Below are 19,334 nucleotides of genomic sequence, written 5' to 3'. Positions count from 1 at the left end.
CCCCCATGAATAAACGCCACCGCGTCTCCGCATCCACAGCCGTCGTCGGCCTCGTCATCGCCGGGGCCCACTTCATCGGCGCGACGAGCGCCCACGCCGACGGGGTCAAGCCCTCCGTGCCCCCGGGCACCGAGCCGTCGGCCTCCGCGCCCGTGCCCATCGACTCGAACTCGCCCGGCCTGAAGATCCCCCAAGGGGGAACCCTGGCTCCGATCAAGGTGCTGGACATCGCCGAGGTCGTCGAGGACCTCGGCGGTGAGCAGCGGCGGCAGGAGACCAATCAGACCGTCATGATGGCCCTGCAGTCCGAGGTGCTCTTCCCCGAGAACAGCGCCGTCTTCAACGCCCAGGCGGCCGCCCGGATACAGGCCATCGCCAACGAGATCAACACGCAGAAGGCGACCCGCGTCCGGGTCTTCGGGTTCACCGACGACCAGGGCAGCTACGAGCACGGCAAGGAGCTGTCCAAGCAGCGCGCCGACGCCGTTCAGGCCGAGCTCGCCAAGACCGTCACCAGCCCCGGCGTCATCTACGACGTGCGCGGCTACAGCGAGGACTACCCCATCGCCGACAACGGCACCGAGGAAGGCCGCAAGAAGAACCGCCGCGTCGAGATCACCTTCCCCCGCAGCGCCCCCGCCGGCGGCAACTAGCGCGCGCCCGCGCCCGCCCGGGCGAGGAGCGCGGCCGCCGCCTCGCCGGCCCGGCGGGCCGGATCCGGGCCGGGGTCCAGGGCCGCCACCACGGTCGCACCCTCGACCAGGATCAGCAGCTGGTCCGCCAGCTCCTCGCGCCCCGGCCCGGCGGCCTCCGCCAGCAGCTCCCGCAGCTCCGCCTTGTGGCGGCGTACGACGTCCAGCACGGCGGCGGGGCCGGTGCCCAGCTCCCCGTACGCGTTCAGGAACGCGCACCCCCGGAAGCCCGGCTCCGAGAACCATGCGGCCAGCCACTCGAAGACCGCCCCGACCGGGTCCGCGGCCCCGGCCATCGCGCCCCGCAGACCAGCCGTCCACCGCCGGTCGCGACGCTCGAGGTAGGCCGTGACCAGGGCCTCCTTGGCCGGGAACACCTTGTAGAGCCGCTTGAGCGGTACGCCCGACTCCGTGCGGATGCGGTCCATGCCGACGGCCTGGATGCCCTCGGCGTAGAACAGCGCCTCCGCCGCGTCCAGCAGCCGGGTCCGGGCCTCGTCATCGTCCATGGGGGCAGCGTAGCCCAGGATCGCTTGCGTTGAGAACGGTCGTTCTCTAAGGTCTGAGAACGGCCGTTCTCCACCTTCGTCCCACTCTCCGCCGCCCACCGAGGTGACCGTCATGACCGACACCCCCGCCGTACGCCCGCCCCTGCCCCCCTTCACCGAGGAATCGGCCCGCGCCAAAGTCCAGGCCGCCGAGGACGCCTGGAACAGCCGCGACCCCGAGCGCGTCGCCCTCGCCTACACCGAGGACTCGTTCTGGCGTAACCGCGACCGCTTCCTCAGCGGCCGCGAAGAGATCCGGGAGTTCCTCGCCGAGAAGTGGGAGCGCGAGCTCGACTACCGGCTCCGCAAGGAGCTGTGGGCCTACACCGGCAACCGCATCTCCGTCCGCTTCGAGTACGAGTGGCACGACGCCCGCGGCCAGTGGTGGCGCAGCCACGGCAACGAGCAGTGGGAGTTCGACGGCAACGGGCTGATGCGCCGCCGCGAGGCGAGCATCAACGACATCCCGATCACCGCCGCGGAGCGCCGCCTCGGCTGACAGGTGTGCCGTCCCGCGCCCCGCGGTATGTGTCTGCGCGATCGCTCACCCCCCTGTGAGGAGACGCGGCATGACGGGACGGGCTCGCGTGAACGGCGTGGACCTCTACTACGAGGTCGTGGGCGAGGGCGAGCCCCTGGTCCTCGTCCACGGCTCGTGGGTGGACCACGAGACCTGGCAGCGCGTCGTACCCCGCCTCGCGCGGTCGTTCCGCGTACTGGTCTACGACCGCCGGGGCCACAGCCGCAGCGAGCGCCCGCCGGGCCAGGGCAGCCGGCGCCAGGACGAGGACGACCTCGCGTCGCTCATCGAGCTCCTCGGCGCCCCGGCCCACGTGGCCGCGAACTCCTTCGGCGCCTCCACCGCCCTCGGCCTCGCCACCCGCCGGCCCGAGCTGCTGCGCAGCCTGAGCGCGCACGAGCCGCCGCTCATGGACATCGTGGGCGACGGGGACCGGCAGCTCCGCCCCGTGCTGCAGGCCATGGAGGCCGCCCTCGACGGCGTCCTCGCGGCCCTGCGCGCGGGCGAGGACCGGGTGGGTGCGCAGCGGTTCGTGGACGAGGTCGCCGTGGGCCCGGGCGGCTGGGAGCAGCTGCCGGAGCGGTTCCGCCGGACGATCACCGCCAACGCCCCCACGTTCGCCGACGAACACGGCGACCCGGACTGGGCCCGCCTGGACGTCGCGCGCCTCGACGGCTTCCCGGGCCCCGCGCTGCTGACCTTCGGCAGCGAGAGCCCGCCGTGGTTCCCGGTGATCGTCGGCAAGCTCGCGACCGCGCTCGGCGGCCGGGCCCGCATGCGCACGCTGGTCGGCGACGGCCACGTCCCCCACCTGACCCACCCGGACCGCTACGCCGACGACCTCACGGCGTTCATCCGGTCGTCGGCGTCGGCGTCGGCGTCGGCGCCGACATCGGCGTCGGCGTCGGCGTCGGCGTCGTCGGCGGTGCGGCCCCCGGCCTCGCGCCGGCTCACGACGCCTGGTGAGCCTGGGTGATGAGGTCCGTCGCGACCTCCAGCGCCGCCTGGCGGGTTTCCTCCGGGTCGCCCTCCACGTGCTGGAGGAACATCATCCCCGCGTGCAGGGTGAACAGCGCGCTCACGCACCGCACCTGGTCCGCCAGCGGCCCGTCCTCCGTGCGCAGCAGCTCCACGAGCGTGAACAGCCGGCGCTTCACCGTCTCGCCGATGCTCAGCTCCCGCATCGTCGCCTGGTTCTCCTGCATGAAGCGGTACAGCGGCGCGCCCGCCGCCATCGCCTCGCTGTAGCGGCGCAGCACCTCGCGCTTCATCTCCAGCGTCCGGGGCTGCTGCTCCGCCCAGTCGATCAGCTCGTCGATCGGCCTGGTCAGGTCCTCGAAGACGCTGATGATGATGTCTTCCTTGGTCTTGAAGTGGTAGTACAGCGCCGCCTTCGTGACCTCCAGCCGCTCCGCGATCTCGCGCAGCGACGTCTTCTCGTACCCCTGCTCGGCGAAGAGCTCCAGTGCGACGTCCTGGATGCGCTGACGCGTGTTGCCGCGGCGCGCCTGCGGACTGCTGCTGGACATGGCTCTCCTCAAACTACTTACTTGACGCCCGGCTAGTGACGGGTCTACCTTCCCCAGTGTAGTGAACTAGCCGGGCGGCAAGTAAGGGCCTGGAGCACATGGGTAAACGGGGAGTGACATGGCTGAAAACATAAAAGCGGCGGAGATCTCCGAGGAGGTGAAGCCGCGCAGCGTCCGTGTCGTCCTCATGGCTCTCATGATCGCAATGCTGCTGGCCATGCTCGACAACATGATCATCGGTACCGCGATGCCGACGATCGTCGGCGAGCTCGGCGGCCTGGAGCACCTCTCCTGGGTGGTCACCGCGTACACCCTCGCCACCGCCGCCTCCACTCCCATCTGGGGGAAGATCGGCGACATGTACGGGCGGAAGGGCTCCTTCCTCACCTCCATCGTGATCTTCCTGATCGGCTCCGCACTCAGCGGCATGGCCCAGGACATGGCCCAGCTGATCGGCTTCCGTGCCGTCCAGGGCCTCGGTGCCGGCGGTCTGATGGTCGGCGTCATGGCGATCATCGGCGACCTGATCCCGCCCCGTGAGCGCGGCAAGTACCAGGGCATGATGGCCGGCGTGATGGCCCTCGCCATGATCGGCGGACCGCTGGTCGGCGGCACCATCACCGACCACCTGGGCTGGCGCTGGTCCTTCTACATCAACCTGCCGCTGGGCGCCGTCGCGCTCGCGATGGTCACCGCCGTCCTGCACCTGCCGAAGAAGGCCGGGGGTCAGCGGCCGAAGATCGACTACCTGGGCGCGGCCCTCCTGACCGTCGCCATCACCTCCACCGTGCTCGTCACGACCTGGGGGGGCACCGAGTACGCCTGGGGCTCCGGCCAGATCATCGGCCTGATCGTCGTCGGCGTCGTGTCCATCGCCGCCTTCCTCTTCGCCGAGACCAAGGCCGCCGAGCCCGTCATGCCGCTGCACATCTTCCGCAGCCGCAACTTCACGCTCATGTCGGTCATCGGCTTCCTCGTCGGCTTCGCGATGTTCGGCGGCGTGCTCTACCTCCCGCTCTTCCAGCAGTCGGTCCAGGGCGCCTCCGCCACCAACTCCGGCCTGCTGCTCCTGCCGATGCTGCTGTCGATGATGGTCGTCTCGCTGATCGCGGGCCGCGTCACCACGAGCAGCGGCAAGTACAAGATCTTCCCGATCGTGGGCGGCGCGCTCATGGTCGTGGGGCTCTTCCTGCTCGCGCAGATGGACACCGACACCACCCGCCTGATGTCCGGCGTCTACATGGCCGTCCTCGGCGCCGGCCTCGGCTTCCTGATGCAGATCACCATGCTGGTCGCGCAGAACAGCGTGGACATGAAGGACATGGGCGTCGCGTCCTCCTCGGCCACCCTCTTCCGTACGCTCGGCGGCTCGTTCGGCGTGGCCCTGATGGGCTCGCTGTTCACCAGCCAGGTCACCCAGACCATGACCGACCGCCTCGGCCCGGGTGCCGCCCACGCCGCGGGCTCCGCCCAGCTCGACGCGGCCAGCCTGGCCAAGCTGGAGCCGACGATCCGCGAGGCCTACCAGCACGCGGTCGCCGCCGGTACGCACTCGGCGTTCCTCCTCGGTGCGGGCGTCGCCGTACTGGGCTTCGTGGCGGCCTGGTTCGTCAAGGAGGTCCCGCTGCGGGGCGCGGGTCCGGCCAAGGGCGACGGCGACGGCAACGCGGCGCAGGCTCCGGCGGAGTCCCTCGCCCACTGACGCTCCGGAACCACCCGGTTCACTCGCACCGGCCCGGCCCCGGCGGGTCCTTCCGCCGGGGCCGGGTTTTTTCATGGGCTGAAGCCGTTGCCCGTGGGGTGGGTGAGTGCCGGTGATGCAGGGGAGGTTGGCCCGGTTCCGTCCTGTTTCCCGTGGGGCCTAAATCGGGACGATCAAGCACCAAGGTCCTGTTAGCTGGATTTTATGGGGGAATTGGCGGGAACCCGTCCCGTTCGAGGGTCGTCCTGGAAGGCAGGGCGCACGCAGACACGGACGGGGAGGGGACGGGTTCATGGGCTTCATGGCGCGCGGGAACAGGCAGGGCATCCGAGGTGGGGCGGTCGTCGTGGCGGCGGCCGTCGCGGTGGCCGGGACGGTGTGGGGAGCGGCCGCCCTCGTCGGACCGGGGCACGGGACGGGACGGCAGCCCGCGCACGAGAACGTGGCACGCCGAACCGGCGCCCCCGACGACGGGGCGAAGGGCGGCGGCCGGGGCGCGGGCGGCGCGCCGCAGTCGCGCATACCCGACGGCATAGCCCACGCCTCCGAGAGCGGGGGCGACGCCGTCAACATCACCATCGACGACGGCCCGGACCCCCAGTGGACCCCCAAGGTCCTCGGCGTACTGAAGAAGTACGACGTGAAGGCGACCTTCTGCATGGTCGGACCGCAGGCCAAGGCCCACCCCGACCTCGTCAAGCGCGTCGTCGCGGCCGGCCACCGGCTCTGCGACCACACCGCGGACCACGACACGGCCATGGACAAGAAGCCCGTCGCCTACCAGGAGCGGCAGATCCTCGACGCGAAGAAGATGATCGAGGACGCGGCGGGCGGCGGCGCCGAGGTGCAGTACTACCGCGCCCCCGGCGGCGCGTTCACCCCCGACAGCCGCCGCATCGCCGCCGCCAACGGCATGCGCCCGCTCGGGTGGAACGTCGACACCAAGGACTTCGGGAGGCCGGGCGTCGCCGCCATCGTCAACGCGTTCAAGAGCGAGATAGGCAACGGCCCGACCGTCCTCTTCCACGACGGCGGCGGCAACCGCGCCCAGACCGTCGAGGCCCTCGACCAGGTGCTGGCCTGGCTGAAGGACCGGGGCCGCCCCACCGGATTCCCCGTCCGCACGGCCCCGGACGGTTCCTGACACGCCGTCCGGCGGCGAACGGGTGAAGGTCGCCGCCCCGGCGCCGCCCGCGGTGTTCCCTGGTCGCGCACAGAACCGGCGCGACCTGCGCGCGGCCCGCACGGAGCCGCGCGCGGCCCGCGTACGGAAAGCCCCGTACGGGAAGGCCCGTACGACCGCCCAGGAGGCCCCCGTGATCCCACCGGACCAGCTGACCGACCCCGCCGTCCGCGCCTTCGTCGAGGCCGTCAACGCGGGCGACCGGAGTGCCTTCGAGGCCGTCCTCACCCCCGGCGCCACGATGTCCGACGACGGCTCGGACCGCGACATCGCCCAGTGGGCCGACAAGGAGATCTTCTCCTCCGACGGGCACATGGACGTCGAGAAGGAGTCCGACGGCGGCCTCTCCCTCATCGTCGACTACCGCAACGACACGTGGGGCGAGATGCGCACCGCCTGGCGGTTCGTCACCGACGGCGGCCGCGTCAGCCGCTTCGAGACGGGCCAGGCCTGAGCCGCCGCGGCCGCCCCCGGCACCACCGGCACCACCGCCGCCCCGGGGTCCGTTCCCCGGGGCGGCCCCGACCGGGCCCGGCGGCCGCGCGGCCGCCGGACGTCCGTCGCCGGGATCCCGTACGGGTGAAAGCGCGCCCGGCCTCGTTCCGGCCCGCCGAGGGCCCCCGTTGGACCGGGCATGAAGCGCACCCGTACCGCCGTTCTCGCCCTCGCCGCCGCCGCTGCGGCCCTCGCCCCGGCCCTCGGCCAGGCCGCCGCCACCGCCGCGGACGGCGGGTACCTCCAGGACCCGGCCGGCGGCGAGAAGACGATGAAGTCGCAGTGGACCAAGGACGAGATGCACAAGGTGGAAGGGCAGTTCCGCCTCTACCCCGGGGTGCAGTACAAGACCGTCACCCGCCCCGGTCCCTCGGGTGCCCCCGACTACGAGCGCCGTGTCGCCGACCCCAAGACCCTCGCGTGGCAGCCGTCGTTCGACTTCGGCTGGGCGGTGTCGGACTCGGCGCTGGTGAAGAAGGCCGTGACCACCAAGGACGGCAAGCACCCGATCGTCGTGCACGCCGTACTGCGGCGCTCGTCGGACCACGCCAAGGCGGTCGAGGTGCACCAGGAGCTGGCGGACCGGCCGGCGACGGGGCGGGCCAGGGTCCCGGGCGGCAAGCGGATCGCCTGCGACACGGGCGAGTACACGGTGGAGTGGTCGGTCACGCGCTCGGGCTACGGGACGCTCACGGGAACGCTGCGCTGGGATTCCGGCTGTGAGCAGTACCGGACGGCGTTCTCGGGGGAGAACGGCAAGGTCTGACCCGGAGGCGGAGGCGGGGGAGGGGTGACGAGGGAGAGGGCCGGCCGCCCCGCGCACCTTGTGGGTGGTCGGCGGCGACTGGTCCGAGGCCTTTGATCAAGAGCCGTGGCAGCCATTCTGCCGCACGGGGTGGGGTGCGACAGGGTCCAAAGTCCCGTGTCGGACGGGATGTTCGACATTTTCAGCGGTCAAGTACCGCTGCGGGCACCGCTTCTTCGGTCAGTGCTTCTTCCTCGTTTCCTCGTTCGCCTTGGCCGCGATCTCCTCGAGCACGGCCTTCGCGTCGCCGTTCGGCTCCACGGCGCGGCCGATGTTGCGCTTGATGGTGTCGCTGACCGTCACCCACGACGGGTCGTTCACCGGGTACAACTGCGCACCGCGCAGGGCGGTCAGGAAGAACTGGTCGTTGCTGTCGAGGCCCGCGCCCGACGGGTTGCGGGAGGCCGAGACGGTCGACGGCAGCAGGTGGTAGCGGTTCGCGAAGTCCGACAGGTTCTTGTCCTGGTAGATGAAGTCCAGGAACTTGCCGATCTCCACGCGCTTGCCGTGCTGCTTGAAGGCCATCATCCAGTCGGCGACGCCCACGGCCGGCGGGCTCTCCCCGGTGCCGAGACCGTCCCCGACCGGCATGGGCGCGGTGCGGACGTCGATGCCCTTGGCGCGCGCCTCGTGCAGGAGCTGCGGGTAGCCGTTCAGCATGCCGACCTCGCCGCGGGTGAAGGCGGCGAAGGCGTCGGCGCGGTTGAGCCGGGACGGCGGGACGGGCCCGGTCAGGCCGGGTCCGACCAGGTTGTCCTTGAGCCAGCGGAAGGTCGAGATGTTCTGGTCGGAGGCCAGGTTGTAGTTGCCGCTGCTGTCGGCGTAGCCGCCGCCGTTGCTGAGCTCCCAGATCATCGCCTCCGCGTGCGCCTCCTCCGGTCCCAGGGGGAGGGCGTACGGGTACTTCACGCCCTTGTCCTTGAGCGCCTTGGCGGCGGACTTCAGGTCGGACCAGGTCTTCGGCTCGCCGACGCCGGCCTGCTTGAAGAGGCCCTGGTTGTAGAAGAGGAGCCGGCTGCTGGCCACCCAGGGCAGGCCGTAGAGGGTGTTCCCGACGGAGCCGGCCTCGGCCAGCGGCTGGAGGAAGTTCGCCTCGGCGGTGACCGAGAGGAGCTCGTCGGCGGAATAGAGCTTGTCCTGCGCCGCGAAGTCCGAGTACGAGCCCATGAGGGCCATGTCCGGCGCATTGCCGGACTTGACCATACGGGAGACCTCGCGGTCGATGTCGGCCCACGGCATGAGCTGGACCTCGACCTTGATGCCCGGGTTGGCCTTGGCGAAATCCTCCGTCACCTTGTCCCAGAAGGCCTTGGAACTGGTGGCCTGGTTGTCCCCGTATTCCGCGGCGACGAGGCGGAGCGTACCGCTGTCACCTGCACTGTTGCCTGAATCGCCGCATCCGGACAGTGGGATCAGCAGACCGAGTACCACCGCGGTCGCACTCGGGCCGAAGATTCTTCGTTGCACGGGTGTATTCCCCTGAATTTCTTTTGAGTCCCGTTACTACTTATGAGTTGCTCCGGGCTGGGGTGTCCGTCCGTGGCCCGTTGGCCGGAATTCTCTCCTGTGTGGGGGCGGTTGATTCCATTGGGTCGGAACTTGTGGTCAATGCTCCAAGTGCGGCTTTTCCTGCTGGTGTTTTCCGATATGTGATCAACAAATCGGACGCGCGTAGACATGCCGAATGGCCCGATTCCGGCCCATTGGGGCCGTGGATCGGGTCGGGTGTCCGGATCAGGTCAGGGCGGCGGAGCGGCGGGGCTCCTCAGTCGGCGAACTCGCCGGCGTACGGATCGGGCTCGCCCGTCTCGGGGTTGCGGCCCTCCTGCCAGCGGCGCTGGGCCTTGCGCCAGTGGACGAAGCTGAGGTGCCCGCCGTCCCAGAAGGTGATGCTGACCGGGCTCACGTCGAACTCGTCGGAGCAGAGCCGGTACAGGAACTCCGCCATGCCGTACGGGTACACGGCGAAGGCGTCGGCGGTGTGCCGGCCGACCACCAGGACCGGCCAGCGGTCCGGATCGGGGTCGGTGGTGAGCCAGCAGAGGATGTCGGAGCCGCCGGTCACGCCCCAGGCGATGATCGACTCGGGGTCGACGCCGAAGGCGGCCCGGCCGCCCTCCGCCTCCCAGAGCAGGCGGGCGTTGGCGGTCTCCTCGGCCATCTCGGCCGGGTCCCACTGGAGGCCGGGCTTGGGGAGGGGCAGGAGGATGCTGGCCTCGCCGTTGATGGAGCCCGCGCCGAAGCGGCCCATGAAGGCGATGAAATCCGCCGGGAAACGGGTGCGCCAGGTGGCTTCGGCGGCCGGCCAGTCGATGTCCTCGTCGGCGCCGTGCGTCGCCGGCATGATCTGCTCCAGCGCCTTGATCCGCGCGTTCTCCGTCATGCCGCTCCCCTGAGACCCCAGCTCAACCGCCCCAACCTACCGCCGTCCCCGCGCCGCGCCTAGCGGCGGCCGGGGCGGGGCGGCCCGCCGCCCTCGACGGACAGCACGGAGCCCACCCCCAGGCCCCACGCGGCCATGGCGCCGGCCTCGGCCTCCAGGACGTGCCGGGAGCGGAGCCGGGGGAGGCCGAGGCGGTTCGGCGCCATCGTGGTGAGGGCGATGACCCGCAGACGGCGGTCGAGGTACGCCACGTCGATCGCGAACCGCATCCGGAACGTGTGCACGCTCCCGGCCGGGGTCAGGAGCAGGGCTGCGCCGGGGATGCCGTCGCGGCCCAGCAGCCCGCGGGTGCGGGCGCGGTAGGAGGCCGCGATCTCCAGGGGCACCGCCGGCAGGTCGGGCCCGAGCCGGAGAAGGCCGTTGCTGGTGGTCATGGCGGCAGGGTAGGGGTGGTTGGGCCCCCGGGCCCATGCGGGTGCCGGTGTCCGCGCCTACGGTCGGCGGATGGTCCTGCTCGCGATCACCGCCGCCGCGGTCGCCTACGGCGTCGCCGCGGGGCTGCTGCTGCCGCGGGCGGCGTACCGCCTGTCCGTCGAACCGGACGCCGCATGGCAGGACCGCTGCCCCGAGGGCCATCCCATCCCCGGCTGGCTGGGCCTGCCCCGCTGCCGGGCCGGCGGGGCCGGATCGGCCCGCCACCGGTACGGGGCCGGCCCCGCGTGGACGGCCTGCGCCGCCGGTGCGGTGTGCGGGGTGCTGGCGGGAGCCGTCGGCGGGCGGCCGGAGGCCGTGGTGCTCGTCGCCCTGGCTCCCGTACTGGTCCTGCTCGGGATCGTGGACCTGGCCGTGCAGCGGCTGCCCGACGTGCTGACCCTGCCCCTCGCGGCCGGACTCGCCCTCGGGCTCGGCGGCGCGGCCCTCGTGCCCGGCGCCGGGGGGTCGTGGACGGGGGCGCTGACCGGCGGGGGAGCGCTGGCGGGGGCGTACCTCCTGCTCTTCCTCCTCAACCCGGCCGGCCTGGGCTTCGGCGACGTCAAGCTGGCGCTCGCGCTCGGGGTCACTCTTGGGTGGTACGGCTGGGGGGTATGGGCCCTCGGAGCCTTCCTCGGCTTCCTCTACGGCGCCCTGTACGGCCTCGGCCTGGTGCTGCGGGGCCCCGGAGGCCGCCGGACGGCCTTCCCGTTCGGCCCCTTCATGACCGCCGGAACGCTCACCGCAGTGCTGCTGGCCGGTTTCGGAGCGTAATCATCTTGCGCCAATGCACGCATCAGGCTTTACGAAGGGTTATGGTGGAACCCCCCCCTCGGGCCGGTCCGTATCCCCCCCACGGACCGGCCCGTTTTTTGTTTCCACCACCCCACGCCCAAAAGCGCAGGTCAGCCGCGCTGGGCCCAGATGTTGGTGCCGGGGGTGGACACCGCGAAGGAGTCGATCTCCTTCAACTCCTCCTCCGACAGCGGCGCGCCGCCCAGTGCGGCCACGTTCTGCTCCAGCTGGGAGACGCTCGAAGCGCCGATCAGCGCCGAGGTCATCCGCTCGTCCCGGAGCACCCAGTTCAGCGCCAGCTGCGCCAGCGACTGCCCGCGGCGCGCCGCGATCTCGTTCAGGCCGGCCAGGCGGCGGACCACGTCCTGCGACAGCAGGTCCGGGTTGAGGGACTTGCCCGCGGCCGCCCGGGAGTCCTCCGGGATGCCCTTCAGGTACTTGCCGGTCAGCAGGCCCTGCGCGAGCGGCGCGAAGGAGATGCAGCCCATGCCGGCCTCCTCCAGGGTGTCCAGCAGCCCGTCCTCCTCCGTCCAGCGGTTGATCATGGAGTACGAGGGCTGGTGGATGAGCGGGCGGATGCCCATCTCGCGCAGGATCCGCGCCGCCTCGGCCGTCTGCTCGGCCGTGTAGGAGGACACGCCCACGTACAGCGCCTTGCCCTGCTGCACCGCGGACGCGAGCGCGCCCATGGTCTCCTCCAGCGGGGTCTCCGGGTCGAAGCGGTGCGAGTAGAAGATGTCGACGTAGTCCACGCCCATCCGCTTCAGCGAGGCGTCGAGCGAGCTGAGCAGGTACTTGCGGCTGCCCCACTCGCCGTACGGCCCCTCGTGCATGAAGTAGCCGGCCTTGGTGGAGAGGATCAGCTGGTCGCGGTAGGACGCGAAGTCCTGCGCGAAGATCTTCCCGAAGTTGAGCTCGGCCGAGCCGGGGGGCGGGCCGTAGTTGTTCGCCAGGTCGAAGTGGGTGACCCCGAGATCGAAGGCCCGGCGGAGGATCGCCCGCTGGGACTCCAGAGACTTGTCGTCGCCGAAGTTGTGCCAGAGGCCGAGGGAGATGGCGGGGAGCTTGAGGCCGCTGTGGCCGGTGCGCCGGTACTCCATGGAGTCGTAGCGCGAGGGCTCTGCCCGATAGGGATTGTTATCAGTCACGTTGTCCTCCCTATCACGGACTTGTGACAGACCGAGTTGGGTACCCGATCCCGCCGCGCAGTAATGTGGCGGCCTCGGGGGAGGGACCGCATTTCGCACGGGGGCATTGCACGGAGGGGCTGGAAGATCGTGAAGCTGCGCGACCTGGTGTACAGGCTCTACGCACGCCGGGTGGAAGGCCGCCTCGACCATGACGCGTCGCCCAAGCACATCGGCGTGATCCTGGACGGGAACAGGCGCTGGGCGAAGGCGTCCGGAGGCACGACGGAGCAGGGCCACCAGGCGGGGGCCGACAAGATCTCCGAGATGCTGGGCTGGTGCACCGAGACGGACGTCGAGGTCGTCACCCTGTGGATGCTGTCCACGGACAACCTGGACCGTCCGGAGGTCGAGCTCCGCCCGCTGCTCAACATCATCGAGAACACCGTCCGGGGCCTCGCCGCGGACGGCCGCTGGCGCGTCCACCACGTGGGCAACCTCGACATCCTGCCCGGGCGGACCCAGTCCGTGCTCAAGGAGGCCGAGCAGGCCACCCACGACGTGGACGGGATACTGGTCAACGTCGCCGTCGGCTACGGCGGCCGCCAGGAGATCGCCGACGCGGTCCGCTCGCTGCTGCTGGAGCACGCGGAGAAGGGCACCTCCTTCGAGGAGCTCGCCGAGATCCTCGACATCGACCACATCGCCGAGCACCTCTACACGCGCGGCCAGCCCGACCCGGACCTGGTGATCCGCACCAGCGGCGAGCAGCGGCTGTCCGGATTCATGCTGTGGCAGAGCGCGCATTCCGAGTACTACTTCTGCGAGGTGTTCTGGCCGGCCTTCCGCAAGGTCGACTTCCTGCGGGCCCTGCGCGACTACGCCGCCCGCCACCGGCGCTACGGAGCCTGACGCCCGGGCGGACTGACGCCCCCTCGGCCCCGGACGCCCCCCTGAGGCCTTCACCAGGGATTCACCGAGCGTCCGTCATATGCCATGGCATGGCCGGGCCTGATCGGGGAATATCCCTTTCAGGTCGATGCCCGATCCACGGGTGTCGAGTCTCAGCGGGCGACATGGGGTCGTCCGCCCGGGAGGCCCTTTGCACCAGGACGCACGTGCGGTTCGCACGGACGGAGTGGGAGGGCCGGAAATCGGCCCCGCAGGGGTGCCGATGACCGGTCCGGTCTTCATGGCCCGACCTCTTCCGAGGGGGTACGTCCTTCCGTGGTGACCAGCACAAAGCGCCGCCTGCCCGACAGGCGGACCTACGTCCTCGACACCAGCGTCCTGCTGGCAGACCCCAACGCGATCACGCGCTTCGACGAGCACGAGGTCGTGCTCCCGATCGTGGTGATCACCGAGCTGGAGGCAAAGAGGCACCATCCCGAACTCGGCTACTTCGCCCGTCAGGCCCTGCGCCTGCTCGACGACTTCCGGGTTCGCTACGGTCGCCTCGACGCCCCCATCCCGTTGGGCGATCTCGGCGGCACCCTCCGTGTCGAGCTCAACCACTCCGACCCCGGTGTCCTGCCGGCCGGCTTCCGACTGGGGGACAACGACTCGCGGATCCTCGCGGTCGCCCGCAATCTCCAGGCCGAGGGCTACGACGTCACGGTCGTCTCGAAGGATCTCCCGCTGCGCATCAAGGCCTCCTCCGTGGGGCTGCTGGCCGAGGAGTACCGGGCGGAGCTCGCGATCACCGATGCCGGCTGGACCGGCATGAGCGAGCTCGCGCTGTCCGGGGAGCAGATCGACCTGCTCTACTCCGAGGAACGGCTGTACGTGCCGGAGGCCGCCGAGCTGCCCGTCCACACCGGGCTGGTCCTCCAGTCCGAGCGCGGCAAGGCCCTGGGCCGGGTCACGCCGGACGGCAACGTCAGGCTCGTACGGGGCGACCGCGAGGCCTTCGGTCTGCACGGCCGCAGCGCCGAGCAGCGCATCGCCCTGGACCTCCTGCTCGACCCGGAGATCGGCATCATCTCCATGGGCGGCCGGGCCGGCACCGGAAAGTCGGCGCTGGCGCTGTGCGCGGGCCTGGAGGCGGTGCTGGAGCGCAGGCAGCACCAGAAGGTGATGGTCTTCCGGCCGCTCTACGCGGTGGGCGGCCAGGATCTCGGCTACCTGCCCGGGGACGCGTCCGAGAAGATGAGCCCCTGGGCGCAGGCGGTCTTCGACACCCTCTCGGCGGTGGCCGGGCGCGAGGTCATCGAGGAGGTGCTGAACCGGGGGATGCTGGAGGTCCTGCCGCTCACGCACATCCGCGGGCGCTCGCTGCACGACGCCTTCGTGATCGTGGACGAGGCGCAGTCGCTGGAACGCAATGTCCTTCTGACCGTTCTGTCCCGGATCGGCGCGAATTCGCGGGTCGTTCTGACCCATGACGTCGCGCAGCGGGACAACCTGCGGGTCGGCCGGTACGACGGAGTGGTCGCCGTCGTTGAGAAGCTGAAGGGGCATCCGCTCTTCGCGCACGTCACGCTCAACCGCTCCGAGCGCTCTCCGATCGCCGCGCTGGTGACCGAGATGCTCGAATCGCTGTAGGTGCGATGAGGGGCAAAACCCCCATAGCGGGAAAGTGAGTTGGCGCCGCCCGGCAAAGGTCCGAGAGCCTAGCCGGGCGGCGTCGTGCTGCACAGCCCTTTGAAGAAACCAACGGCAACATGCCAGGTGTGACCTTTCACACGCAATGGAGAATTGCCTTGCGGTGTCGGGGTCCGGCAGAGTCTGTTTTCCGTCAGGCCCCGCATACGGCACATCTGTATCTCCGTTACCGCAACGGGAGGTACGCGCAGCACCACAACTCCAGAGTCGTTCGCCGTATGCCGCCCGAGTCATCACGCGGCAGCCCCCGCAAGGGAGTTGCCCACGGGCCCGCGCCTCCAGTGATCACAGCACCACGGAGGCCAGTGTCGAGGGGCACTATTGCGCCCGCCCGGTCACTGCGGACGCTGCTGGAAGGACACCGTGTGAGCCGGATCTCGGTCCGGGGATTCGCAGTGGCTTCGGCCACCGCAGTCACCACCGTTGGCGCAGTCGTGGGTGTTGCCACTGGCGACCCCGCCTCGAACGATCTCGAGACCACCGCGTCCGGGGCGACCCTCCTGGCCGACATCCCGGTCGGCGAGCAGGCGCAGGTCCAGAACGCGTCCCTGACGCAGCAGGCCGACGCCATCGCCCAGGGCGCCGACACCGATGCCAAGCGTGTCGCCGAGGAAGCCGCTCGCATCCAGGCCGCCGAGGACGCCAAGTCCAAGAAGGCCGAGGCGCAGAAGGCGGCCGACGAGAAGGCGAAGAAGGACCGCGAGGAGAAGGAGCAGATCGCTTCCCGCTCCGCGGCCCGCAGCGCCGGAGACTTCGCCGTCCAGAGCTCCTACACGGTCGCCCAGGTCAAGGACATCGCCCGGCAGATCGTCCCGGCCGGTCAGTTCCAGTGCTTCTCGAACATCATCAACGAGGAGTCCACCTGGAACTACAAGGCCGTGAACTCGTCCTCGGGCGCGTACGGTCTGGTCCAGGCGCTCCCGGGTTCGAAGATGTCCTCGGTCGCCGACGACTGGCGGACCAACCCGGCCACCCAGATCCAGTGGGGCCTCAACTACATGAACGAGCGGTACCACAGCCCGTGCGCGGCCTGGAGCTTCCACCAGGCCAACGGCTGGTACTAGAGCCCGACTCCGCTCAACCTCGAAGAGCCCCGCACCGTCCTACGGTGCAGGGCTTCTCGCGTGTACGGTCTTTCGAGGTGTGTCCACGGGCGGGGGAAGGGAAAGACATGGCGAAGAGGGCAGGCTGGATCGGCCGGCTCGGGAACAGGCTGAGCCGCGTGGAGGCGCGGCTGCAGGCGCGGCGTGCCGAGGTCGAGGCGGAGAGCGTCGGCGCGGCAGCGGTCCCGGCCGGCGCTTTTGGCGCTGCCCGTTCGGGCGCGGGTACGGGCACGGGCGCCGGCGCGGTGACCCCGGCGGCCCCGGCCGCGGCCGCGGCACCCGAGACGCCGGCCGGGCACCCCGCCCACGCCCCGCACCCGCCCACCGTGCACGGCCGTCCGGACCCGGTGAGCGTCGTCCCGTGGGGCATGCGGGTCGCCGCCGAGGTCAGCTGGCGGCTCCTGCTGCTCGCGGGGATGCTCTGGGTCGTCATGAAGGTGATCAGCGAAGTCCGCCTGCTCGTCCTCGCCTTCGCGGCGGCCCTGCTCGTCACCGCCCTGCTCCAGCCCTTCGTGGTCCGGCTGCGCCGCCTGGGCCTGCCGCGCGGGCTCGCCACCGCCGTCACCGCGATCCTCGGGTTCGTGGTCATCGGGCTGGTCGGCTGGTTCGTGGTCTGGCAGGTCATGGAGAACCTCGACGACCTCTCCGCCCGGGTCCGGGACGGCATCAACGAACTCAAACTCTGGGCACTGGACAGTCCGTTCCACGTGACCGAGAAGCAGATCAACGACATCGCGAAGAACCTCAGCGAGACCATCGGCACCAACACCGAGCAGATCACCTCCGCCGGCCTCCAGGGCGTGACGGTCCTCGTCGAGGTGCTCACGGGCATCCTGCTCGCGATGTTCTCGACGCTGTTCCTGCTCTACGACGGCAAGCGGATCTGGACGTGGGTGCAGGGCCTGGTACCGGCCGCCGCCCGTCCCGGCGTCGCGGGCGCCGGTCCGCGCGCCTGGCGCACGCTGACGGCGTACGTGCGCGGCACGGTGCTCGTCGCGCTGATCGACGCCATCTTCATCGGCCTCGGCATCTACTTCCTCAAGGTGCCGATGGCCGTGCCGCTCGCCGTCTTCATCTTCCTGTTCGCGTTCATCCCGCTCGTCGGCGCGGTGGTCTCCGGCGCCCTCGCGGTGGTGGTCGCCCTGGTGACCCAGGGGCCGTGGACCGCGCTGATGGTGCTGGCCGTCGTACTGGCCGTGCAGCAGATCGAGGGGCACGTGCTGCAGCCCTTCATCCTGGGCCGGGCGGTACGGGTGCACCCGCTCGCGGTGGTGCTGTCGGTGGCCGCGGGCGGCATGGTCGCGGGCATCGGCGGAGCGGTGGTCGCGGTCCCGCTGGTCGCCGTCACCAACACGGTGGTCGTCTACCTGAGGGCCTACTCCCGGGACCAGCTCCTGCACGGCGCCGCCGCCGTCGGTCCGGGTCCGCACGGCTCGACCGCGCTCGAGCAGGCCGCCCGGGAGGCCGGAAGTGATCAGCGAGCCTGAGCTCGACGGGGAGTGGGACACCCACCGGCCGCCGACGCACGCCGAGGAGGCCGAGCCCCCGCACGAGCGCTTACGGGGACCGCGCAGGGCGTGGTCGTGGGCGCTGGGCGGGGCCGTGCTGGCCTCGGCCGTGTGGGCCGGGGCGCTGGCGGTGCAGGATCGTTTCGATGATCGCGCGCCGCGGATCGCGTACCGGCACGCCGACGACTTGTGCAAGGTGAAGCTGACCGCGGTCTCCGCGTCCACCACGCAGCTCGCGGGGGGCTACGCGCGCCACGAGGAGCACCCCGCGCTCGACTGGGCGTACTGCGCGTACGGCGCACCCTACGCCGACGACCGCCTGTCGTACGAGGCCGAGGTGCTGATCGAGCTGCACAAGAAGGCCGACCCCCGCCCGGAGTTCGGCGCCGGGCCCACCGGCCTCGGCGGCCGAGGGGCCATGGCGAGTTCGGGCGGCGAGGTGGAGCAGGTGCCCGGGCTCGGCGAGCGGGCGCTGCTCACCCGCCGGGTCGGCGGCTCACGGCTCGAAGTGCTCGACGGGGGCGCCGCCTTCAGCCTCACCGTCCAGTGGTACGGAAGGCCCGACATCCCGGATCCGGACGAGGCCGCCGTCCAGGCGGCGATGATCGAGGACATGCGCACCCTGATGGCGGCCCTGCGCAGGTAACGGCAGGGCCCCCGCGGCCGGGAACGGCTGCGGGGGCCCTGGAGTCCGTACGGCCATCCGCACGAAGGGGTGCTACTCGGCGGCGAGGGCGGCCTCGGCGTCGAGGGTGACCGCGACGGCCTGGATCACCGAGGCGATCTTGAAGGCCTCCTGGACCGTCTCGCGGTCGACGCCGGCCTTGCGCAGGACCTGCTCGTGCGAGTCCAGGCACTGGCCGCAGCCGTTGATCGCGGAGACGGCGAGCGACCACAGCTCGAAGTCGACCTTCTCCACGCCCGGGTTGCCGATGACGTTCATCCGCAGGCCCGCGCGCAGCGTGCCGTACTCCGGGTCGGAGAGCAGGTGGCGGGTGCGGTAGAAGACGTTGTTCATCGCCATGACCGCGGCCGCGGACTTGGCGGCGGTGTACGCCTCCGGCGACAGCGCCGCCTTCGCCTCCGGCTCCAGCTCACGCAGGACGCGCGGGGAGCGGGCGGCGATCGCGCAGGACAGGACGGTGCCCCACAGCTGCTGCTGCGAGAGGGTGTCCTGGTTGCCGATGACCGAGCCGAGGTTCAGCTTCAGGTCCTTGGCGAAGTCCGGTATGGCGGACTTGAGGGAGTCGAGGGACATCCGTCACTCACCGGCCAGCAGGGCGCCGGCGTCCAGGGTGCCCTCGCCCTTGTTCCAGTTGCAGGGGCACAGCTCGTCCGTCTGCAGGGCGTCGAGGACCCGCAGGACCTCCTTGGGGTTACGGCCCACGGAACCGGCGGTCACCATCGTGAACTGGATCTCGTTGTTCTGGTCGACGATGAACACGGCGCGCTGCGCGAAGCCGTCCTCGCCCTGCACGCCACAGGCCTGCATGAGCTCGTGCTTGGAGTCGGCCAGCATCGGGAAGGGCAGGTCACGCAGGTCGGCGTGGTCCTTGCGCCAGGCGTGGTGGACGAACTCGGAGTCGCCGGAGACGCCGAGGACCTGGGCGTCGCGGTCCTGGAACTCCTCGTTCAGCTTGCCGAAGGCGGCGATCTCGGTCGGGCAGACGAAGGTGAAGTCCTTCGGCCAGAAGAACACCACGCGCCACTTGCCCTCGTAGGTCTTGTGGTCGATCTGGGCGAACTCGCTGCCGGCTTCGAGCGAGACGCAGGCGGTCAGATCGTAGGTGGGGAACTTGTCACCGACAGTGAGCACGTGCTCTCCTTGCGAGATGGGAAAGTAGTCCCTTTTGGGGCTTTCCCTGAGGG

The 19,334-nt window shown here is 70.7% G+C and carries 21 protein-coding genes; 13 read left to right on the top strand and 8 right to left on the bottom strand.

Going from position 1 to position 19,334, the window contains the following annotated elements; translation table 11 throughout:
• Nucleotides 1-5 precede the first annotated feature (5 nt).
• On the top strand, nucleotides 6-653 hold the full coding sequence (locus ACFY1T_RS02035) for an OmpA family protein (RefSeq protein WP_390786948.1): 648 nt from the start codon (nucleotides 6-8) through the stop codon (nucleotides 651-653).
• Here the strand turns inward: ACFY1T_RS02035 and ACFY1T_RS02030 are convergent.
• Nucleotides 650-1,201 carry a TetR/AcrR family transcriptional regulator gene (locus ACFY1T_RS02030; RefSeq protein WP_390786579.1) on the bottom strand — a complete coding sequence of 184 codons (552 nt, stop codon included), beginning with the start codon at nucleotides 1,199-1,201 and terminating at the stop codon, nucleotides 650-652. The two genes, ACFY1T_RS02035 and ACFY1T_RS02030, sit on opposite strands and share 4 nt — an antisense overlap.
• A gap of 112 nt (nucleotides 1,202-1,313) precedes the next feature.
• Between ACFY1T_RS02030 and ACFY1T_RS02025 the strand changes: the two genes are divergently transcribed.
• Nucleotides 1,314-1,739 carry a DUF1348 family protein gene (locus ACFY1T_RS02025; protein WP_390786578.1) on the top strand — a complete coding sequence of 142 codons (426 nt, stop codon included), beginning with the start codon at nucleotides 1,314-1,316 and terminating at the stop codon, nucleotides 1,737-1,739.
• Between the two features lie 70 nt (nucleotides 1,740-1,809).
• Entirely contained in the window at nucleotides 1,810-2,736 is a 927-nt protein-coding gene (locus ACFY1T_RS02020; protein ID WP_390786577.1) for an alpha/beta fold hydrolase, read from the top strand.
• On the opposite strand, the gene ACFY1T_RS02015 is transcribed toward ACFY1T_RS02020, so the two are convergent.
• The gene (locus tag ACFY1T_RS02015; protein ID WP_390786576.1) at nucleotides 2,711-3,289 is read right to left on the bottom strand and encodes a TetR/AcrR family transcriptional regulator; all 579 of its coding nucleotides are present in this window, start codon (nucleotides 3,287-3,289) and stop codon (nucleotides 2,711-2,713) included. The genes ACFY1T_RS02020 and ACFY1T_RS02015 overlap by 26 nt on opposite strands.
• Nucleotides 3,290-3,407: 118 nt before the next feature.
• On the opposite strand from ACFY1T_RS02015, the gene ACFY1T_RS02010 reads away from it, so the two are divergent.
• From ACFY1T_RS02010 to ACFY1T_RS01995, 4 genes are all read left to right on the top strand, one after another.
• The gene (locus tag ACFY1T_RS02010) at nucleotides 3,408-4,991 is read left to right on the top strand and encodes an MDR family MFS transporter (protein ID WP_390786575.1); all 1,584 of its coding nucleotides are present in this window, start codon (nucleotides 3,408-3,410) and stop codon (nucleotides 4,989-4,991) included.
• Nucleotides 4,992-5,292: 301 nt separating this feature from the next.
• Entirely contained in the window at nucleotides 5,293-6,135 is an 843-nt protein-coding gene (locus tag ACFY1T_RS02005) for a polysaccharide deacetylase family protein (protein ID WP_390786947.1), read from the top strand.
• Between the two features lie 172 nt (nucleotides 6,136-6,307).
• Nucleotides 6,308-6,628 (top strand): nuclear transport factor 2 family protein, encoded by a 321-nt coding sequence (locus ACFY1T_RS02000; RefSeq protein WP_390786946.1) that lies wholly within the window; start codon nucleotides 6,308-6,310, stop codon nucleotides 6,626-6,628.
• Nucleotides 6,629-6,808: 180 nt separating this feature from the next.
• Entirely contained in the window at nucleotides 6,809-7,435 is a 627-nt protein-coding gene (locus ACFY1T_RS01995; RefSeq protein ID WP_030867357.1) for a hypothetical protein, read from the top strand.
• A 219-nt stretch (nucleotides 7,436-7,654) separates the two neighbouring features.
• Here ACFY1T_RS01995 and ACFY1T_RS01990 read toward each other — a convergent pair whose 3' ends face one another.
• From ACFY1T_RS01990 to ACFY1T_RS01980, 3 genes are all read right to left on the bottom strand, one after another.
• Nucleotides 7,655-8,941: an ABC transporter substrate-binding protein gene (locus tag ACFY1T_RS01990; RefSeq protein WP_390786574.1), complete on the bottom strand. Its 1,287-nt coding sequence runs from the start codon at nucleotides 8,939-8,941 to the stop codon at nucleotides 7,655-7,657.
• A 298-nt stretch (nucleotides 8,942-9,239) separates the two neighbouring features.
• On the bottom strand, nucleotides 9,240-9,857 hold the full coding sequence (locus ACFY1T_RS01985) for an SMI1/KNR4 family protein (protein WP_030867362.1): 618 nt from the start codon (nucleotides 9,855-9,857) through the stop codon (nucleotides 9,240-9,242).
• Nucleotides 9,858-9,916: 59 nt separating this feature from the next.
• Nucleotides 9,917-10,291 carry a DUF192 domain-containing protein gene (locus ACFY1T_RS01980; protein ID WP_390786573.1) on the bottom strand — a complete coding sequence of 125 codons (375 nt, stop codon included), beginning with the start codon at nucleotides 10,289-10,291 and terminating at the stop codon, nucleotides 9,917-9,919.
• Between the two features lie 70 nt (nucleotides 10,292-10,361).
• Between ACFY1T_RS01980 and ACFY1T_RS01975 the strand changes: the two genes are divergently transcribed.
• Nucleotides 10,362-11,102, top strand: a complete 741-nt coding sequence (locus ACFY1T_RS01975) for a prepilin peptidase (protein WP_390786572.1) — start codon at nucleotides 10,362-10,364, stop codon at nucleotides 11,100-11,102.
• 131 nt (nucleotides 11,103-11,233) lie between these two features.
• Here the strand turns inward: ACFY1T_RS01975 and mgrA are convergent, their stop codons facing one another.
• Nucleotides 11,234-12,271 (bottom strand): L-glyceraldehyde 3-phosphate reductase, encoded by a 1,038-nt coding sequence (mgrA, locus tag ACFY1T_RS01970; RefSeq protein WP_030867369.1) that lies wholly within the window; start codon nucleotides 12,269-12,271, stop codon nucleotides 11,234-11,236.
• 129 nt (nucleotides 12,272-12,400) lie between these two features.
• On the opposite strand from mgrA, the gene ACFY1T_RS01965 reads away from it, so the two are divergent.
• The 5 genes from ACFY1T_RS01965 (at nucleotide 12,401) to ACFY1T_RS01945 (ending at nucleotide 18,111) form a co-directional block, all read left to right on the top strand.
• Nucleotides 12,401-13,162, top strand: a complete 762-nt coding sequence (locus ACFY1T_RS01965) for an isoprenyl transferase (protein WP_030867372.1) — start codon at nucleotides 12,401-12,403, stop codon at nucleotides 13,160-13,162.
• A gap of 315 nt (nucleotides 13,163-13,477) precedes the next feature.
• Nucleotides 13,478-14,794: a PhoH family protein gene (locus tag ACFY1T_RS01960; protein ID WP_376018851.1), complete on the top strand. Its 1,317-nt coding sequence runs from the start codon at nucleotides 13,478-13,480 to the stop codon at nucleotides 14,792-14,794.
• Nucleotides 14,795-15,201: 407 nt separating this feature from the next.
• On the top strand, nucleotides 15,202-15,918 hold the full coding sequence (locus tag ACFY1T_RS01955; protein ID WP_229345119.1) for a transglycosylase SLT domain-containing protein: 717 nt from the start codon (nucleotides 15,202-15,204) through the stop codon (nucleotides 15,916-15,918).
• 107 nt (nucleotides 15,919-16,025) lie between these two features.
• Nucleotides 16,026-17,444, top strand: a complete 1,419-nt coding sequence (locus ACFY1T_RS01950; RefSeq protein ID WP_390786571.1) for an AI-2E family transporter — start codon at nucleotides 16,026-16,028, stop codon at nucleotides 17,442-17,444.
• Nucleotides 17,428-18,111, top strand: coding sequence for a hypothetical protein (locus tag ACFY1T_RS01945; protein WP_390786570.1), 684 nt, complete (start codon nucleotides 17,428-17,430; stop codon nucleotides 18,109-18,111). Before ACFY1T_RS01950 ends, ACFY1T_RS01945 begins: the two co-directional genes overlap by 17 nt.
• A 72-nt stretch (nucleotides 18,112-18,183) precedes the next feature.
• Here ACFY1T_RS01945 and ACFY1T_RS01940 read toward each other — a convergent pair whose 3' ends face one another.
• Nucleotides 18,184-18,723: an alkyl hydroperoxide reductase gene (locus ACFY1T_RS01940; protein ID WP_030867387.1), complete on the bottom strand. Its 540-nt coding sequence runs from the start codon at nucleotides 18,721-18,723 to the stop codon at nucleotides 18,184-18,186.
• Between the two features lie 3 nt (nucleotides 18,724-18,726).
• Nucleotides 18,727-19,281: a peroxiredoxin gene (locus tag ACFY1T_RS01935; RefSeq protein ID WP_030290978.1), complete on the bottom strand. Its 555-nt coding sequence runs from the start codon at nucleotides 19,279-19,281 to the stop codon at nucleotides 18,727-18,729.
• Nucleotides 19,282-19,334 lie beyond the last annotated feature (53 nt).

The sequence above is a fragment of the Streptomyces sp. NPDC001194 genome (assembly GCF_042896985.1).
In the GTDB taxonomy this organism is placed as follows: Bacteria; Actinomycetota; Actinomycetes; order Streptomycetales; family Streptomycetaceae; genus Streptomyces.
The sequence above is the reverse complement of the archived record's forward strand: the minus strand, read 5'-3'. Positions and strand labels throughout refer to the sequence as shown.

Coding starts and splice junctions, on each gene's coding strand:
- ACFY1T_RS02035 (WP_390786948.1), top strand. CDS start 6: ATGAATAAACGCCACCGCGTCTCCGCATCCACAGCCGTCGTCGGCCTC.
- ACFY1T_RS02030 (WP_390786579.1), bottom strand. CDS start 1,201: ATGGACGATGACGAGGCCCGGACCCGGCTGCTGGACGCGGCGGAGGCG.
- ACFY1T_RS02025 (WP_390786578.1), top strand. CDS start 1,314: ATGACCGACACCCCCGCCGTACGCCCGCCCCTGCCCCCCTTCACCGAG.
- ACFY1T_RS02020 (WP_390786577.1), top strand. CDS start 1,810: ATGACGGGACGGGCTCGCGTGAACGGCGTGGACCTCTACTACGAGGTC.
- ACFY1T_RS02015 (WP_390786576.1), bottom strand. CDS start 3,289: ATGTCCAGCAGCAGTCCGCAGGCGCGCCGCGGCAACACGCGTCAGCGC.
- ACFY1T_RS02010 (WP_390786575.1), top strand. CDS start 3,408: ATGGCTGAAAACATAAAAGCGGCGGAGATCTCCGAGGAGGTGAAGCCG.
- ACFY1T_RS02005 (WP_390786947.1), top strand. CDS start 5,293: ATGGCGCGCGGGAACAGGCAGGGCATCCGAGGTGGGGCGGTCGTCGTG.
- ACFY1T_RS01995 (WP_030867357.1), top strand. CDS start 6,809: ATGAAGCGCACCCGTACCGCCGTTCTCGCCCTCGCCGCCGCCGCTGCG.
- ACFY1T_RS01985 (WP_030867362.1), bottom strand. CDS start 9,857: ATGACGGAGAACGCGCGGATCAAGGCGCTGGAGCAGATCATGCCGGCG.
- ACFY1T_RS01980 (WP_390786573.1), bottom strand. CDS start 10,291: ATGACCACCAGCAACGGCCTTCTCCGGCTCGGGCCCGACCTGCCGGCG.
- ACFY1T_RS01975 (WP_390786572.1), top strand. CDS start 10,362: ATGGTCCTGCTCGCGATCACCGCCGCCGCGGTCGCCTACGGCGTCGCC.
- ACFY1T_RS01950 (WP_390786571.1), top strand. CDS start 16,026: ATGGCGAAGAGGGCAGGCTGGATCGGCCGGCTCGGGAACAGGCTGAGC.
- ACFY1T_RS01940 (WP_030867387.1), bottom strand. CDS start 18,723: ATGTCCCTCGACTCCCTCAAGTCCGCCATACCGGACTTCGCCAAGGAC.